Annotated in this window: 18 protein-coding genes; 8 read left to right on the top strand and 10 right to left on the bottom strand. The window is 75.0% G+C overall.

All coding sequences use genetic code 11. The features are described 5' to 3' along the window. Nucleotides 1-17 precede the first annotated feature (17 nt). A complete protein-coding gene (locus tag ACGFX4_RS07955) occupies nt 18-1,751 on the top strand; it encodes a pyruvate dehydrogenase (RefSeq protein WP_393071122.1) in 1,734 nt (577 codons plus the stop codon). On the opposite strand, the gene ACGFX4_RS07950 is transcribed toward ACGFX4_RS07955, so the two are convergent. Beyond that, nucleotides 1,748-2,299, bottom strand: coding sequence for a MarR family winged helix-turn-helix transcriptional regulator (locus ACGFX4_RS07950; protein ID WP_393071121.1), 552 nt, complete (start codon nt 2,297-2,299; stop codon nt 1,748-1,750). The two genes, ACGFX4_RS07955 and ACGFX4_RS07950, sit on opposite strands and share 4 nt — an antisense overlap. Before the next feature lie 94 nt (nt 2,300-2,393). Here ACGFX4_RS07950 and ACGFX4_RS07945 point away from each other — a divergent pair, with 94 nt between their 5' ends. Further along, entirely contained in the window at nt 2,394-3,326 is a 933-nt protein-coding gene (locus tag ACGFX4_RS07945) for an EamA family transporter (RefSeq protein ID WP_393071120.1), read from the top strand. A 2-nt stretch (nt 3,327-3,328) separates the two neighbouring features. Then, a complete protein-coding gene (locus tag ACGFX4_RS07940) occupies nt 3,329-4,276 on the top strand; it encodes an NAD(P)H-binding protein (RefSeq protein ID WP_393071119.1) in 948 nt (315 codons plus the stop codon). Here ACGFX4_RS07940 and ACGFX4_RS07935 read toward each other — a convergent pair. After that, nucleotides 4,244-5,221, bottom strand: a complete 978-nt coding sequence (locus ACGFX4_RS07935) for a helix-turn-helix transcriptional regulator (RefSeq protein WP_393071118.1) — start codon at nt 5,219-5,221, stop codon at nt 4,244-4,246. The two genes, ACGFX4_RS07940 and ACGFX4_RS07935, sit on opposite strands and share 33 nt — an antisense overlap. A 97-nt stretch (nt 5,222-5,318) precedes the next feature. On the opposite strand from ACGFX4_RS07935, the gene ACGFX4_RS07930 reads away from it, so the two are divergent. From ACGFX4_RS07930 to ACGFX4_RS07920, 3 genes are all read left to right on the top strand, one after another. Next, the gene (locus tag ACGFX4_RS07930) at nt 5,319-6,806 is read left to right on the top strand and encodes an MFS transporter (RefSeq protein WP_393071117.1); all 1,488 of its coding nucleotides are present in this window, start codon (nt 5,319-5,321) and stop codon (nt 6,804-6,806) included. Nucleotides 6,807-6,896: 90 nt separating this feature from the next. Next, a complete protein-coding gene (locus ACGFX4_RS07925) occupies nt 6,897-7,490 on the top strand; it encodes a helix-turn-helix domain-containing protein (protein WP_393071116.1) in 594 nt (197 codons plus the stop codon). Nucleotides 7,491-7,504: 14 nt separating this feature from the next. Next, complete coding sequence (locus ACGFX4_RS07920) at nt 7,505-7,681, top strand: DUF6126 family protein (RefSeq protein ID WP_393071115.1); 177 nt, start codon at nt 7,505-7,507, stop codon at nt 7,679-7,681. Nucleotides 7,682-7,696: 15 nt separating this feature from the next. Here the strand turns inward: ACGFX4_RS07920 and ACGFX4_RS07915 are convergent, their stop codons facing one another. Continuing rightward, nucleotides 7,697-9,118, bottom strand: coding sequence for a PLP-dependent aminotransferase family protein (locus ACGFX4_RS07915; protein ID WP_393071114.1), 1,422 nt, complete (start codon nt 9,116-9,118; stop codon nt 7,697-7,699). 50 nt (nt 9,119-9,168) lie between these two features. On the opposite strand from ACGFX4_RS07915, the gene ACGFX4_RS07910 reads away from it, so the two are divergent. Continuing rightward, nucleotides 9,169-9,645: a carboxymuconolactone decarboxylase family protein gene (locus ACGFX4_RS07910; protein WP_393071113.1), complete on the top strand. Its 477-nt coding sequence runs from the start codon at nt 9,169-9,171 to the stop codon at nt 9,643-9,645. Nucleotides 9,646-9,676: 31 nt separating this feature from the next. After that, nucleotides 9,677-10,504 (top strand): isocitrate lyase/phosphoenolpyruvate mutase family protein, encoded by an 828-nt coding sequence (locus ACGFX4_RS07905; RefSeq protein ID WP_393071112.1) that lies wholly within the window; start codon nt 9,677-9,679, stop codon nt 10,502-10,504. A gap of 55 nt (nt 10,505-10,559) precedes the next feature. Here ACGFX4_RS07905 and ACGFX4_RS07900 read toward each other — a convergent pair whose 3' ends face one another. Genes ACGFX4_RS07900 through ACGFX4_RS07870 form a run of 7 tightly spaced genes read right to left on the bottom strand, consistent with a single transcriptional unit; the run spans nt 10,560 to nt 16,103 of the window. Beyond that, nucleotides 10,560-10,871, bottom strand: a complete 312-nt coding sequence (locus ACGFX4_RS07900) for a hypothetical protein (RefSeq protein ID WP_393071111.1) — start codon at nt 10,869-10,871, stop codon at nt 10,560-10,562. A 46-nt stretch (nt 10,872-10,917) separates the two neighbouring features. Beyond that, nucleotides 10,918-12,009, bottom strand: a complete 1,092-nt coding sequence (locus ACGFX4_RS07895; protein WP_393071110.1) for a cytochrome P450 — start codon at nt 12,007-12,009, stop codon at nt 10,918-10,920. Continuing rightward, nucleotides 11,994-13,457: a cytochrome P450 gene (locus tag ACGFX4_RS07890; RefSeq protein ID WP_393071109.1), complete on the bottom strand. Its 1,464-nt coding sequence runs from the start codon at nt 13,455-13,457 to the stop codon at nt 11,994-11,996. Before ACGFX4_RS07890 ends, ACGFX4_RS07895 begins: the two co-directional genes overlap by 16 nt. Further along, on the bottom strand, nt 13,454-14,056 hold the full coding sequence (locus ACGFX4_RS07885) for an ATP/GTP-binding protein (RefSeq protein WP_393071108.1): 603 nt from the start codon (nt 14,054-14,056) through the stop codon (nt 13,454-13,456). Before ACGFX4_RS07885 ends, ACGFX4_RS07890 begins: the two co-directional genes overlap by 4 nt. After that, nucleotides 14,034-14,378, bottom strand: a complete 345-nt coding sequence (locus ACGFX4_RS07880) for a DUF742 domain-containing protein (RefSeq protein ID WP_345698434.1) — start codon at nt 14,376-14,378, stop codon at nt 14,034-14,036. The genes ACGFX4_RS07885 and ACGFX4_RS07880 overlap by 23 nt, the downstream gene beginning before the upstream one ends. Next, nucleotides 14,375-14,788 carry a roadblock/LC7 domain-containing protein gene (locus ACGFX4_RS07875; RefSeq protein WP_393071107.1) on the bottom strand — a complete coding sequence of 138 codons (414 nt, stop codon included), beginning with the start codon at nt 14,786-14,788 and terminating at the stop codon, nt 14,375-14,377. Before ACGFX4_RS07875 ends, ACGFX4_RS07880 begins: the two co-directional genes overlap by 4 nt. Then, nucleotides 14,772-16,103 (bottom strand): sensor histidine kinase, encoded by a 1,332-nt coding sequence (locus tag ACGFX4_RS07870; RefSeq protein ID WP_393071324.1) that lies wholly within the window; start codon nt 16,101-16,103, stop codon nt 14,772-14,774. The genes ACGFX4_RS07875 and ACGFX4_RS07870 overlap by 17 nt, the downstream gene beginning before the upstream one ends. Nucleotides 16,104-16,129 lie beyond the last annotated feature (26 nt).

Genomic DNA, 16,129 nt, shown 5'->3' with positions numbered 1-16,129 from the left:
TCCCTAGGCTGGCCGGCATGGTGACCGTGGCCGAGCAGATCGTCGAAGTCCTCCGGCAGGCCGGCGTCGAGCGCGTGTACGGCGTGGTGGGCGACAGCCTCAACCCGCTGGTCGACGCGATCCGCCGCACCGAGGGCATCTCCTGGGTGCACGTCCGCAACGAGGAGGCCGGCGCCTTCGCGGCCGCCGCCGAGGCCCAGCTCACCGGACGGCTCGCGGTCTGCGCCGGCTCCTGCGGGCCGGGCAACACCCACCTGATCCAGGGCCTGTACGACGCGCAGCGCAGCGGCGTCCCGGTGCTCGCCCTCGCCTCGCACATCCCGTCCGGGCAGATCGGCACCGGTTTCTTCCAGGAGACCCACCCCGAGCGGGTGTTCACCGACTGCAGCAGCTGGTGCGAGATGCTCTCCACCCCCGCCCAGCTGCCCCGGCTGCTCCGGGTCGCCGTCCAGCACGCCCTCGGCGCCCGCGGCGTCTCCGTCCTCGCCTTCCCCGGCGACGTCGCCGCGCTGCCCGCCGCCGGGCCGACCGGCGAGTCCCGCTTCCTCACCGAACCCGGCACCGTCCAGCCGCCCGCCGGGCAGCTCACCGCCCTCGCCGAGGCGCTCAACGACGCCGAGAAGGTCGCGGTCTTCGCCGGCGCCGGCGTCCGCGGCGCCCACGCCGAGGTGATGGAGCTCGCCGGGCTGCTCAACGCCCCCGTCGGGCACTCGCTGCGCGGCAAGGAGTGGATCCAGTACGACAACCCGTACGACGTCGGGATGAGCGGACTGCTCGGCTACGGCGCCTGCCACGAGGCGCTGCACGAGGCCGACCTGGTCCTGCTGCTGGGCACCGACTTCCCGTACGACTCCTTCCTGCCGCGCACCCGCACCGTCCAGATCGACCACGACCCCACCCGGCTCGGCCGCCGCACCCCGCTCGAACTCGCCGTCCACGGCGACGTCGGCGCCACCCTGCGGGCCGTCCTGCCGCGGCTGGAGCAGAAGAAGGACCGGTCTTTCCTCGACGGGATGCTCGACAAGCACTGCAAGGCGCTGGAGACCGTCGTCGGCGCCTACACCCGCGACATCGCCGGGCACCGGCCGATCCACCCCGAGTACGTCGCCTCCGTCCTCGACGAACTCGCCTCCGACGACGCCGTGTTCACCGTCGACACCGGGATGTGCAACGTCTGGGCGGCCCGCTACCTCACCCCCAACGGCCGCCGCCGGGTGATCGGCTCCTTCCTGCACGGCTCGATGGCGAACGCCCTGCCGCACGCGATCGGCGCCCAACTCGCCTTCCCCGAGCGGCAGATCGTCTCGATGTCCGGCGACGGCGGGATCGGCATGCTGCTCGGCGAGCTGCTCACCGTCGCCAAGTACCGGCTGCCGGTGAAGACCGTGGTCTTCAACAACGGCGCGCTCGGCATGATCAAGCTGGAGATGCTGGTCAGCGGCTACCCCGAGTCCGAGATCGACAACGGCGACGTCGACTACGCCGCCATCGCCCGGGCCTGCGGGGTGCCCGCCGAACGGGTCACCGACCCGGTGAGGCTGCGCGAGGTGCTGGCCGACGCGCTCTCCCGGCCGGGCCCGGTCCTGGTCGACGTGGTCACCGACCCCAACGCGCTCTCCATCCCGCCGCACATCACCGCCGCCCAGCTCAAGGGCTTCGCCCTGGCGGCCGGCCGCACCGTGCTGTCCGGCGGCGTCGGCCGGATGATCGACCTGGCCCGCTCCAACCTGCGCAACATCCCCCGGCCCTAAGGGAGGTCCGCACCCTCCGGGGCGTCCGGGACGTCCGCCGCGCGGTCGCCGTGGCTCAGCAGCAGGGTGCGCAGGATCGCGGCGAGTTCGTCCTGCCGGTCCTCGTCCAGCGCGGCCAGGATGCGCCGCTCGTTGTCGAGGTGGGCGGCGACCGCGTGGTCGATCAGGTCGAGGCCGGCGGGAGTGAGGGCGACCAGGACGGTGCGCCGGTTGTCCGGGTCCAGCTCGCGGGTGACGTAGCCCTTGGCGACCAGTCGGTCGAGCCGGTTGGTCACCGCCCCCGAGGTCACCATGGACGAGCGGGCCAGCGCGCCGGCCGTCATGCCCTCCGGCGACCCGGCCCGGCGGAGCGTGGCGAGCACGTCGAACTCCCCCCGTTCCAGGCCGAACTCGGCGAAGAGCGCCTTGAGTTCGCGTTCGGCGATGCGGGTCAGCCGGGAGAGCCGGCCGAGCACCCGCATGGGCGAGGCGTCGAGGTCCGGACGGGCCCGGGCCCACTGCTCCAGGACGAGGTCGAGGGCGTCCCGCTCGTCGGCGTGCCGGTCCATGAGGAAACCTCTCAACGCTGAACTGTTTGACACCAAGGTATCAGTCTCCCTACCGTCATCAACGTTGAACATTTCAACGTTGAGAGGTCTTCCCATGGCTTCCGCACCACGCCGCGGCACCGCCGCGGTGACCGCCCTGACCGCCACCGTCCCGATCAGCTGGGGCACCACCTACCTGGTCACCAGCCAGTACCTCCCGCCCGGATTCCCCCTGGTGTCCGGCGTGATCCGGGCCCTCCCCGCCGGGCTGGTCCTGCTCGCCGCCACCCGGACGCTGCCGCACGGACCCTGGCGCCTGCGCTCGGCCGTGCTCGGCGTGCTCAACATCGGCGCACCCTTCGCGCTGCTCTTCGCCGCCGCCTACCGGCTGCCCGGCGGCGTCGCCTCGACGCTCTTCGCCGTCCAGCCACTGCTGGTCGCCGCCCTGGCGCTGCTGCTGCTCGGCGAACGGCCCACCGGCCGACAGCTCGGCTGGGGCCTGGCCGGCGTGGCGGGCGTCGGGCTGATCGTGCTGCGCGGCCGGCTCGCCTTCGACCCCGCCGGCGTGCTGGCCGGCCTGGCGGCAGCCGGAGTGATGGCCGGCGGCATCGTCCTGACCAAGCGCTGGGGCCGCCCGGCGGGCGTCGGAGCGACCGCCTTCGCCGGCTGGCAGCTCACCGCGGGCGGGCTCGCCCTCCTGCCGCTCGCGCTGACCGCGGAAGGACTGCCGGGCGGGCTCGACGCCCGGGCGGCCGGCGGGTACGTGTGGCTCGCCGTGGTCGGCTCGCTGCTGCCGTACCCGATCTGGTTCCACGGCATCGGCCGGCTGCCCGTGGTCGCGGTGTCCTTCCTGCCCCTGCTCTCGCCCGCCGTCGCCACCCTGCTCGGCCTGCTCCTGCTCGGCGAGTCCCTGACGCCGTGGCAGGGCGCCGGATTCGCGCTCGCCCTGAGCGCCGTCGTCGCCGCCCAGCTGCCGCCGGGTGCCCTCCGCATCCGCCGGAGGAACCCCGCCCGTACCCCCGCCGCCACCGTCCCCACCGGAGAATGACGATGTCCCGCACCGTACTGATCACCGGAGCCACCGGAACCGTCTCCACCGCGCTGCTGAACGAACTGGGTGCCCGTGCCCCGAAGCTGCGGGCACTCGTCCGCGACGGGTCCGCGGCGGACGGCCTGCGGGCGCGGGGAGCGGAGGTCTTCACCGGCGACCTCGACGACGCCGGGTCGCTGCCGCCCGCCTTCGAGGGCGTCGACGACCTGTGGCTGCTCACCCCGAACGGCCCGCGGGCGCCCGAGCAGAGCGCGAACGCGGTCCGGGCCGCGGTCCGGGCCGGCGTGGAGCGGGTCGTCCGGCTGTCCGCGGTGGGTGCGGCGCCCGACGCGCCGAACCGCAGTGGCCGGCTGCACGCGGCTGCCGACCGGGAGCTCCAGCGGTCCGGCCTGCTCTGGACCGTGCTGCGTCCGCACTGGTTCATGCAGAACCTGCTCGGCGAGGCCGAGGACATCCGGGCCACCGGGACCTTCTCCCTGGACATGGCGGCGGCCAGGCTCGGGATGATCGACGCCCGCGACCTCGCCGCCTGCGCGGCCCTGATCCTGCTGGACCGCCCCGAGCGCCACCACGGCGAGGCATACACCCTGACCGGCCCGCGCCCGCTGACCTTCGACCAGGTCGCCGAGGAGCTCGGCCACGTCCTCGGCCGCACCGTCGGCTACCGGCTGGTCGGCCACGACGCCAGGCGCCGCACCCTCCTCGCCCACGGCGCACCCGGCTGGATCGCCGACATGCTGGAGGACTACGCGCGGGCCTACGCCGCCGGCTGGGGCGACCTCACCACCGGCACCGTCACCGACCTGCTCCACCGCCCCGCCCGGGACATCGCCGACTTCCTCCGCGACCACGCCCCGGCCTTCGCCCGCCAGGACCCCTCTTTCGGTGATCCGACGTGGTCCGAAAGGGACGACCTAGGCCCGGCGCGGAGGGGCCTGCCCGAGTGAGCGCTCGATGCGGGTGGCGAGCGCGCGCAGGTGGTCGCGGAGCTCGGGCGGCTCGTGCACCTCGAAGTCGCAGCCGACGGTGGCCAGCCGGACGGCCAGCCAGTCCAGCGAGTCGGCCCGGGTGCGCAGGCGGCAGCTGTGCGCGTCGATCGGCTCCAACTCGCCCGCCGCGGCGGACATGTGGGTGGCGAGGCGGTCGTACGGGGCGTGCAGCGTGACGACCGCGCGGTGGGTGTCCTGGTGCCGGGCCAGCTTGCCCGCGACGTACGCGCCGGCGTCCGCCGCGGGCAGCTCGCGCGGCTCGAAGCGGAGCCCGGTGCGCTGCGGGTCGGCGAGCCGGTCGACGCGGAAGATCCGCCAGTCGTCGCGGTCGAGGTCGTGGCCGACCAGGTACCAGCGCCGCCCGTAGGAGACCAGCCGGTGCGGTTCGACCTGCCGGCGGGTGGCGGCGCCGCCGCGGTCGCGGTAGTCGAAGCGCAGGCGTTCGCGCGCGGCGACGGCGGAGGCGAGGACGGTCAGGTCCTCCGGGTCGATCCGCGGGCCGTCCCCCGGGAGGACGGGGACGGTGGCCGCGTTGAGGGCGGCGACCCGGTGCCGGAGCCGCGCGGGCAGCACCTGCACCAGCTTGGCGAGGGCCCGGACCGACGCTTCCTCGATGCCTTCGACGGCGTGCCCGGCGGCGGTCCGCAGGCCGACGGCGATGGCCACCGCCTCCTCGTCGTCGAGCAGCAGCGGCGGCATCGCGGCCCCGGCGACCAGCCGGTAGCCGCCGACCGGCCCGCGGGTGGCCTCGACGGGGTAGCCGAGCTCGCGGAGCCGGTCGATGTCGCGCCGGATGGTCCGCGGGCTGACCTGGAGCCGGTCGGCGAGTTCGCTGCCGGGCCACTCGCGCGGTGTCTGGAGCAGCGAGAGCAGGCCGAGGAGCCTGCCGGGGGTGTCCGTCATGCCCCCCATGATGACGCGCGAAGCGGTCAGGATCTGGCCTATAAGGCCTCTAGCGTGTCTCCCGCAACCAAGGGATTCCACGAGCTCAGGGAGAGCCATGTCCACCGAAGTCAACGACCGCAGGCGCTGGTTGGCGCTGGCGGTGGTGATGACGGCCAGTCTGATGGACCTCGTCGACGTCACGATCGTCAACATCGCGATGCCGAGCATCCAGCAGGACACCGGCGCGTCGTTCAGCGCGCTGCAGTGGATCACGGCCGGCTACGCGCTGGCGTTCGCGGTCGGCCTGATCACGGGTGGCCGGCTGGGTGACATCTACGGCCGCAAGCGGCTCTTCCTGCTGGGCATCGGCGGGTTCACCGCGGCGTCCGCGCTGTGCGGCCTGGCCGGCACCCCGGACCTGCTGGTGGCGGCCCGGGTGCTGCAGGGCGCGACGGCGGCGCTGATGGTGCCGCAGGTGCTGTCGATCATCCACGCGGGGTTCCCGGCGCACGAGCGGGGCAAGGTGTTCGGCCTGTTCGGCGCGGTGGTGGGTCTGGGCGCGGTGATGGGCCCGCTGGTGGGCGCGCTGCTGACCGAGTGGGACCTGTTCGGCCTGGGCTGGCGCCCGATCTTCCTGGTGAACCTGCCGGTCGGTGTCGCCGGTCTGCTGCTCGGCCGCCGCTTCATCGAGGAGTCGCGGGCGCCCAGGGCGCTGAAGCTGGACCTGGTGGGCATGGTGCTGGTCGGCGCGGGTCTGCTGATGGTGCTGTACCCGCTGACCCAGGGCCGGGAGAATGGCTGGCCGCTCTGGGGCCACCTGCTGATGGCGGGCGGCGTGCTGGTGCTGCTGGGCTTCGTCCGGTACGAGCGGTACAAGACCGCGCGGGACGGTTCGCCGCTGGTGGAGCTGTCGCTGTTCCGGGTGCGCAGCTTCGCCGGCGGGATCGGCGTGCAGCTGCTGTTCGGCGTGACCAACGGCCTGTTCTTCCTGGTCTGGACGCTGTACATGCAGCTCGGCCTGGGCTGGAGCCCGCTGAAGGCCGGTCTGACGGGCGTGCCGTTCTCGATCGCGGTGTCGCTGGCGGCGGGCCTGTCGGTGCAGAAGCTGGTGCCGCGGTTCGGCCGTCGGGTGCTGCAGGCGGGTGCGCTGACGATGTCGGCCGGTGCGCTGCTCTACCTGGCCGAGGCGGACCGGTACGGCGCGGCCATTGCGCCGTGGCAGATGGCGCTGCCGCTGGTGGTGATGGGCCTGGGCATGGGCCTGATCGTGGCGCCGCTGACCGACGCGGTGCTGTCCGAGGTGCCGCAGGAGCACGCCGGTTCGGCGTCCGGCCTGATCAACACCACCGGCCAGCTCGGCATGGCGCTCGGCCTGGGCCTGTCCTCGGTGGCGTTCTTCGGGGTGGTGGACCGGCGCGGCATGGTCGAGGGCGTGTTCGTGGACGCCTTCGAGCACGCGATGTGGTGGGTGGCGATCGGCCTGCTCGCGGTGTTCGCGCTGATGGCGGCCCTGCCGCGGCGCACCGCCCGGGACGCGCACCCGGCCGCGGGCGAGCCGGCCGAGGAGCAGCAGCAGGACGGGAAGCCGGTCCTGGTGGGCTGACCCGGGGGAGCCGGCCGGCCGCCGGGCGCGGGGATTTGCCTCTGAGGCAAATTTCTTGCCCCGGCGGCACGGCGGGTGTGGACTGGTCCCATGAGCGACGACCAGGAGGTCGCGGGCCTCGGCGCGCGGCTGCGGGAGCACCGGCTGAGCAGCCGGCTGACGCTGGAGGCGGCCGCCACCCGGGTGGGGCTGTCCCCAGCGTATCTGTCCCGGCTGGAGACCGGGCGCCGGCAGCCCTCGCTGCCGGTGCTGCTCGGCCTGGCCCGGGCGTACGGCACCACGGTCTCGGGGCTGCTCGGCGAGCAGCCCGGCGAGCCGGACCCGGTGATCCGGGGCGGCTCCATCGAGCCCGGACGGGCCGGCGGCTGGGGCTACCGGCGGGCCGGGGCGCCCGGCCGGGCGATGCAGGCACTGCGGGTGCACGTCCCGCCGAGCGTGCAGGACGCGGTGGTGCGGGTGCACCCCGGCGAGGAGTGGCTGTACGTCACCCGGGGCCGGATGCGGCTGACCCTCGGCGAGGCCGTCCACCTGCTGGAGGCCGGCGACTCCGCGCACTTCGACTCGCTCACGCCGCACTGCATCGCGGCCGCCGACCCGGACGACCGGCTGGAACTGATCTTCGTCCACACCCTGCTGCAGAGCCCGGGCGGCGAACTCTGCCTCGGCGACGCACCCCGTCTGTGACCCGGGAGGATCCGATGACCGACACCACCACCAGCGCGCCCGCCCGACCCGCGGTGCACGCCCCGACCACCGACGCCGGCCACCGCACCGACCGGCGGGTGTGGATCCGGGCGACCGTCTACATCGCCGCCACGCACGCCTTCGCGGGCTTCGTCATCCTGCTCTTCGAACTGGGCGGACGCGGCCACTGACCCACCCCCGGCGGGTCAGTCCGAGACCAGCGCGCACAGCGCCTCCAGCGCGGCCGGGAACGCGTGGTCCGACGGCGTGCCGAACCCGATCACCAGCGCCGACCCCGCCGACGGCCCGTCCGCCCCGGCCGCCCGGCACCACCCCCGGGCGTGCAGCCGCACCCCGGCCCGCTCGGCCCGGCGCAGCAGCTCCGCCTCGTCCGGCGCGCCGGGCGGCAGCTCCAGCACCGCGTGCAGCCCGGCGTTGATCCCGGTCACCCGCACCTGCGGCGCCCGCCGGGCCAGCGCAGCCACCAGCTGGTCGCGCCGCCGCCGGTAGCGCAGCCGGCTGCGCCGGATGTGCCGGTCGTAGTCGCCCGAGGTGATCAGCTCGGCGAGCGCGAGCTGCTCCAGCACGCCGGTCTGGCCGTCCGCCAGCCGCTTGCGCTCCAGCACCGGCTCCACCAGCGCCGCCGGCAGCGCCAGCCAGCCCAGCCGCACCCCCGGCGCCAGCGACTTGCTGGCCGTCCCCGCGTACACCACCCGCTCCGGGTCGAGCGCCTGCAGCGCGCCGACCGCCTGCCGGTCGTAGCGGAACTCCCCGTCGTAGTCGTCCTCCAGCAGCACCCCGTCGTACGCCCGCGCCCACGCCACCGCGGCCGCCCGCCGGGTCGCCCGCAGCGCGGCGCCGGTCGGGAACTGGTGGGCGGGGGTGAGCACCGCGAGGCCGGTCCCGGTGGCGGGCAGCAGGTCGGTCCGGGCGCCGTCGCCGTCCAGCGGCAGCGGTACCGCGGTCAGCCCGGCGGCCGCGATCACCGCGCGCTGCGGCGGCAGCCCGTACTCCTCCACCGCCACGCTGCGCAGACCCCGCCCGTGCAGCGCCGCGCAGACCAGGCCGAGGCCCTGGGTGTAGCCCGAGCAGACCAGCAGCCGGTCCGGGTCGGTGCGCACGCCGCGGACCCGGGCCAGGTAGTCGGCCAGCGCCCGGCGCAGCTCGATCCGGCCCCGCGGGTCGCCGTAGCCGAACGCGGTGTGCGGCGCGGACGCCAGCGCCCGGCGGGTCGCCGCCAGCCACGCCGACCGGGGGAACTGCGAGAGGTCCGGGCTGCCCGGCATCAGGTCGTGCCGGGCGGCCGCCGGACCGGCCTCCGCCGGCGGCGCGGCCGGCGGCTCCGGCTGCGGCCCGCGTTCCGCCACCACCGTGCCCGAGCCCTGCCGGGACGCCAGCCAGCCCTCCGCCACCAACTGGGTGTACGCCTCCGCCACGGTGTTCCGGGCGATCCCGAGGTCCGCCGAGAGCGCCCGGGAGGACGGCAGCCGCGTCCCGGCGGGCAGCCGGCCCTCCCGGACGGCACCGCGCAGCGCGTCCTCCAGCGCCGCCCGGACGCCCAGCCCGCGCGACCGCCCGGCCGACAGGTCGAGGTGCAGGTCGCCGCCGAAAGTGGCCCAGGATCCCATACGGCAAATGAACCACACCGGCGGGCCACCTCGCACCTACGGTGGATGCCATGAGCGACCACGCCCACGTCCCCGCCCCCGTCCAACGCATCTCGCTGCCCGAGCAGGCCCCCGAGTTCTACGCCGCGATGCGCGCGCTGGAGCAGGCCGCCAAGGCCGGGTTCCACGACCCGCTGATCACCGAACTGGTCAAGGTCCGCGCCTCCCAGCTGAACGGCTGCGCCTTCTGCCTGGACATGCACGCCACCGACGCCCGCCGGCTCGGCGAGCAGGAGCACCGCCTGCACACCCTCGCCGCCTGGCGGGAGACCCCGTACTTCACCGCCCGCGAGCGCGCCGCCCTCGCCCTCACCGAGTCCGTCACCCTGCTCGCCACCCACCACGTGCCGGACGAGGTCTACGACGCCGCCGCCAAGGAGTTCGACCAGGGCGAGCTGGCCCACCTGATCGGCATGATCGTCGCGATCAACTCCTGGAACCGGATCGCCGTCACCTCCCGGCTCAGCCCCGCGCCGAAGACCGCCTGAGCCCCCCGGCCGATCTGACAGGGTGACACCCATGACCCTCAGCAGCCAGTCCGACCGCGCCGCCCGCCTGCGCGAACTCCACCGCCCCGGCGACCCGCTGGTGCTCGCCAACGTCTGGGACGCCGCCACCGCCCGGCTGGTCGCCGCGGCCGGCGCGCCCGCCGTCGCCACCGCCAGCGCCAGTGTCTCCTGGACCCTCGGCGTGCCCGACGGCGACCGGCTGGGCCGCGACCTCGCGCTCGCCCAGGCCGCGCTGGTCGTCGCCAACGTCCCCGGGCTCCCGGTCACCGTCGACCTGGAGAGCGGCTACGCGGACACCCCGGCCGGGGTCGGCGACACCGTCACCGCCCTGCTCGCCACCGGCGCGGTCGGTCTCAACCTGGAGGACGCCGCCGGTCCGGGCGTCCGGCCGCTCGCCGACGCCGCGGACCGGGTCGCGGCGGCCCGCGCCGCCGCCGACACGGCCGGGATCCCGCTCTTCCTCAACGCCCGGACCGACGTCTTCCTGCGCGCGGTCGGCCCGGCGGAGGGACGGCTGGACGAGGCGCTGACCCGCGCCAAGGCCTTCCTCGCGGCCGGCGCGGACGGCGTGTTCGTCCCCGGCGTCGCCGACCCGGAAGTGATCGCCGTCCTCGCCCGCGAGATCCCCGCCCCGCTCAACGTCCTCGCCGGACCGGGCTCCCCGACCGTGGCCGCCCTCGCCGCCCTCGGCGTCGCCCGGATCAGCCTCGGCCCCGCCCTCGCCAAGTCGGCCTACGCCGCCGTCCGCGACGCCGCGACCGAGATCTACACCACCGGCACCTACGACACCCTGGCCGGCGGCCTCGACTACGCCGAGCTCAACGCCCTGTTCGGCTAGAGCCGGTCGTCCGGACCACGCCGGGCACCCGGCTCTCCGCCCGCCGCAGGCGTTCTCAGAACGCCGGGGGGTTGTCGACCGTCTCGCCGATCGCGTTGCACGCGCCCGTGGTGCGGTCGGCGAGCGGGCCGACGATCGGGTACTGCTCCAGGTCCTTGTGGCACAGGTCGGTCGTGGAGACCGTCGACCCGAAGAAGCCCGCGCCGTCGGCCGTCCCGGCCGGGGTGTCGACGCCGTGGGCGGAGGACAGGCCGTGGCCGAGGCCGGGCAGCCCGGTCGGCGCGCCGCCCGGGAGGGCGGCGGCGGGGGCGGCGGACATGGCGAGTCCGGCCATGGTGAGTACGGCGAGCGCCGTGGTCCTCTTCATGGCCGTACCAACGACCGCGCCGCCCGCCCGGTCACCCCCGTTGCGCCTATCGGTCGACCCGGACCATCAGCTTCCGCACGCTGTTGCTGACGAACGAGGCGATCGGCTCCGCCTGCGCGCCGTCCACCGGCCGCAGGCCGGGGTACCGCCCGAACAGCCCCCGCAGCGCGGTCTCCGCCTCCAGCCGGGCGAGCCCGGCACCGAGGCAGAAGTGCGGCCCGTGCCCGAAGGACAGGTGCCGCGCCCCCTCCCGGGTGATGTCGAAGGCGTCGGCGTCCGGGTAGTGCCCGGAGTCCCGCCCGGCGGCCGCGTACGAGGCGAGCAGCGCCTCGCCGCGCCGGATCACCACGTCGCCGACCGGGATGTCCTCGCTCGCGTACCGCAGCGGGAACTGCCCGACGGGCGAGTCGTACCGCAGGGTCTCCTCCACCACCGCCGACCAGTCCGCGGCGCCGTCCAGCACCAGCTTCAGCTGGGCCGGGTGGGCGAGCAGCGCCCGCACCGCGTTGGTGATCAGGTTGAGCGTGGTCTCGTGCCCGGCGACCAGCATCAGCAGCAGGGTGCCGACCAGTTCCTGCTCGCTGAGCCGGTCGCCGGCCTCCCGGGCGGCGATCAGGTCGCTGGTCAGGTCGTCGCCGGGGCGTTCCCGCTTGGCCGCGACGACCGAGCCGAGCAGCGCGTACAGGCCCTGCTGCGCGGCGATCGCGGCCTGCGGCGTCGCCGAGCTGCTGACCAGGGTGTTGGACAGCTCGTGCAGGGCGTCCTGCTGTTCCTGCTCCAGCCCGAGCAGCGAGCCGATCACCCACATCGGCAGCGGGTAGGCGAAGTGCTCGCGCAGGTCGAACCCGCCCTCCAGGCCGGCGATCCCGTCGAGCAGTTCGGCCGCCCGCCGTTCGATTGCCGGCGCCAGCTCGGCGATCCGGCGGGGGGTGAAGGCCTGGGTGACCAGGGAGCGCAGCCGCCGGTGGTCGGCGCCGTCGGCGGTGACCATGCCCGGCACGGTGACGAAGTTGAGCAGCGGCCAGCCCTCCGGCAGCCGCCCTTCCCGGAAGGTCGTCCACAGCTGGGCGTTCTTGCCGACCCGGGGGTCGGCGAGCAGCTCCTGCAGGGTGTCGTGGTGGGTTATCGCCCAGACCACCACCCCGCCAGGGAGTTCCACCAGGACCGCGGGCCCGGCTTCGCGGAGTCGGGCGTTCTCGGTGTGCTGGTCGCGGCCGAAGGGGTCGAGTCTGACGGGCCGGTCTGCGGTGTCGGTGTCCATGGGGACCTCTCGGGAGAAGGAGCGGCCGCGCGGGGCGGGGTGAACGCGCTGTACAGCACCGGGAGGGCGACCAGCGCCCGCGACCACGGGGACGGCCGCCAGGCCAGTTCGTGTCCCGGCACCGCCAGTTGGAGGTCGGGCAGCCGGTGCAGCAGCGTCTCGACGGCGGTCTCGACGATCAGCCGGGCGGGCGACTGCGCGGGGCAGACGTGCCGTCCGGCGCCCCAGGCGAGGTGCGCCCGGTTCCCCGCGAGGCCGTCCCCGCCCGGGCCGCCGTGCCCGCCCGTGCCGCTGCCGTGGACCACCGGGTCGGCGTTGGCGGCGGCCAGGCCGAGTACCAGCATGTCGCCCGCGCTGATGTACTGGCCGCCCAGGACGGTGTCCGAGGTCGCCCACCGGCCGGGGAAGTTCTGGGTCGGCGGGTCGCGCCACAGCACTTCGTCCAGCGCGTCGGAGACGGTCAGCCGGCCGCCCGCCAGGGTGGCCCGGAAGCGCCGGTCGGTGAGCAGCAGCCGCAGCGTGTTGCCGGTCCAGTTGATGGTGGTCTCGTTGCCGGCGACCAGGATCACCACCAGGTGGTGGACGGCCTCCTCGTCGCTGAGCCCGGCGTGGTGGGCGAGCAGCCAGCTGGTCAGGTCGGCGCCCGGCCGCTCGCGCCGCTGCCGCACCAGGTCGACCAGGATCGCCTGGAACTCGGCGTTGGCCCGGACCGACTTCTCGCTGCTGTCCACGAAGTGGCTGATCAGCTCGATCAGGTGGGGGCCCATTTCGGAGGGCAGGCCGAGCAGCCGGGTGAACACCAGCAGCGGGAGCTTGCGCGCGTACTGGGCGATCAGGTCGGCGGTGCCGTCCGGACCCCAGCTGTCGATCAGCGCGTCGGCGGCCTGCTCGGTGGTCTCGCGCAGCTGCCGGTGGTCGATCCGGGAGAGCGTGTCGGAGACGGCGGCACGCAGCCGCTGGTGCTCGGCGCCGTCCAGGTTGAGCAGGGTGGGCCGCCAGACGGTCATCGGCAGCAGCCGCGAGTCGCTGCGCAGCCGGCCCTCGCGGGGGACCCGCCAGCGGCGCGAGTCCTTGGAGAACAGCTGCTCGTTGCGGGTGAGTTCGAGCAGTTCGGGGTAGCCGAGGACCAGCCAGGCCTCGACCCCGGGCTCCAGTTCGATCGGGGCGACCGGGCCGTGCTGCTCGCGCAGCCGGGCGTACAGGCCGTGCGGGTCGGCGGCGACCACCGGACCGTACAGCGGGGTGGTGGCCGGGGTGGCGCCCCGGTGCGCGGGGCAGCCGGGCGGCGGCACCAGTGCCTGGTCGGGGGTGGGGCCGGTCGTCATCGGGCGAGCTCCAGGACGGCGGTGGAGTGCAGGTGGTCGACGAAGTCGATCAGGACGTCGTACGCGGCCCGCCGGTTGCGGGCGTCGCACTGCAGGATCGGCACCTCGGGCAGCAGGTCGAGGGCGGCGCGCAGCTCCTCCTCCGGGTACCGGGGGGTGTCCGGGAAGAGGTTGACGGCGACCGCGAACGGGATGCCCTGCTCCTCCAACTGGCCCAGCACGTCGAAGGACTCGTCGATCCGCCGGGTGTCGACCAGCGCGATCGCGCCGAGCGCCCCGCGCGACAGGTCCTCCCACAGCGGCCAGAAGCGCTGCTGCCCGGGGGTGCCGAACAGGTACAGCGCCAGACGGGAGTTGAGCGTGATCCGGCCGAAGTCCAGGGCGACCGTGGTGGTGGTCTTGTCCGGGCGCCCGGAGAGGTCGTCCACGCCGACGCCGGCGGCGGTCATGGTCTCCTCGGTGCGCAGCGGGGATATCTCGCTGAGGGATCCGACCAGGGTCGTCTTGCCGACCCCGAACGGGCCGGTGACCAGGATCTTCACCGCGCCCTGGACGGTGGGCGGCAGGTAGGACGGCTCAGCGGAGTTGGCGGAGGCCAACGAGCACCTCTTCCAGAAGAGTGGTGGGCAGGCGCTCGGCCTGCGGGACGGGCGGGACCACCTGGACGGCGCCGAGGTCCCAGAGATCGCCGATCAGCACCTTCACCACGCTGATCGGCAGGCCGAGATGGGCGGCGATCTCGGCGACGGACAGCAGCCGCCGACAGATCGCCAGGATCGCCTGCTGCTCCCGGTTGAGCGCGTCCGGCTCCGGGCTGATCCCGGGGACGGCGCTGACCAGGCTCTCCAGGGCCAGCACGTTCCGGCTGGGCCGGCTGCGCCCCCCGGTGATCACGTACGGCCGGACCGGCCCCCGGCTCACCGGAGCTCCCCGGCCGGGTGCTCGATCCGCGGCGGGCTGGTCAGGTGGGTGCCGATCCGCTCCACCAGCACCTGCATCTGGTACGCGACCAGGCCGGCGTCCACCGCCTCGCTGGTCACCACCGCGAGGTGGGCGCCCGCCCCGGCCGCGACGACGAACAGGTAGCCGCCGCCGTACTCGATGATGATCTGCCGGGTGGTGCTCTGCCGCCCGCCGAAGCCCTGGGCCACTCCGCGGGCCAGCGACTGCAGGCCGGAGCAGGCGGCGGCCAGCCGCTCGGCGTCGTCGCGGCCGATCCGCTCGCTGCGGCCGATCTCCAGGCCGTCGTTGGACACCACGACGGCGTGCTGCACCTCGGGGACGGTGACGATGTCGGTCAGCAGCCAGCCGAGATCAGGGTTGGTGGTCATGGAACTCTCCGGAGCGCTGGGGAAGTTGGGGGGAAGCGGGCGAAGCGTCGGGGTCGATCTGGTGCTGCCGGGCCGCCGAGCGACCACTGGCGGTACCGGCCTGGAACAGCGCCATGAAGGCCTGGGCCTCCCTGGCGGAACGCTCCGGCGCGGGGGCGCCGGCCGCGGGGTTGCGCCGGGCGGCCGGTGCGGCGGCGCGCCGGTTGGCCCGCCGGGGGAGCTCGCCGCCGGCCGGGGGGCCGGCGGGCCGCTCGGCGGCGGGCGGTTCGGCCGCCGACCGCTCGGTGGCCTGCCGCCGGGGCAGCGGCCGCTCGGCCGGGCGCTCGAACAGCGAGCGGTCGGCGTCGGGGCCGTACCCGAAGTCCCGGTCCATCGCCGGGTCGCGCTCGGGCGCGGGCAGCGGCGGCCCGGCCGGACCGCCGCTGCCCGGCAGGACCTCGGTGAGCAGCGCGTTGGGCAGCAGCACCACCACCCGCACGCCGCCGTACGGCGAGGGCGCGGAGGAGAGCGTGACCCGGAAGCCGTACTGCTCGGCGAGCCGCCCGACCGCGGCGAGGCCGAGCTGCGGCACCTCGCCCAGCCGGGAGACCTCCAGGGTGCCGCCGCCGGCCAGGGCGACCGCGGCCTTCTCCACCGCCTGCTCGGGCATGCCGACGCCGCAGTCGTCGATCTCGATCACCGCGCCGTTGTGCACCGGCATCAGGGTGACGAACACCTGGGTGCTGGGCGGGGAGTAGCGGGTGGCGTTGTCGAGCAGCTCGGCGACCGCGTGGATCAGCGCCTCGGCGGCCGCGCCGACCACCGCGGACTCCACCCGGCTGCGCACCACGACCCGCTGGAACGGCAGGATCCGGGACTGCGCGCCGCGCACCACGTCCTCCAGGGCGACCGGCTCGGGCCAGTGCCGGCCGGCCCGGGCGCCGCACAGCACGGCCAGCGTCTGGGCCAGCCGGGCCTGTTGGGCGGCGGCGTGGTCGGCCTTGAGCAGGCCGTCGAGCAGCGCCGGGTCGTCGTGGGTGCGCTCCATCTCGTCCAGCCCGGCCTGCTGGTCGTGGGCCATCACCAGGATGCGCCGGGCGACGCTGAGGAAGGCCCGCCGGGTGGCGGCGTTGAGCTCCTGCTCGTGCTGCGCGGCGGCGGTCTCGGCGCCGCGGCGGGCCAGTTCGGCGTCGAGCCGGCCGGTGGCGGTGGCGAGCCGGTGGTCCTGCTCGGCGAGCCGCCCGCGCAGGGTCGCGGTGACGGCGCGGTAGCGCGCGGCGGCCGCCGACGAGATAACGGCGAGCAATCCGGCGGCCACCGCGCACCACTGAGTCATCGTCACGCGGCGAATTCTAGGGTGGC

Origin of the sequence: Kitasatospora sp. NPDC048365, assembly GCF_043200835.1 — a bacterium.
In the GTDB taxonomy this organism is placed as follows: Bacteria; Actinomycetota; Actinomycetes; order Streptomycetales; family Streptomycetaceae; genus Kitasatospora; species Kitasatospora terrestris.
The sequence above is the reverse complement of the archived record's forward strand: the minus strand, read 5'-3'. Positions and strand labels throughout refer to the sequence as shown.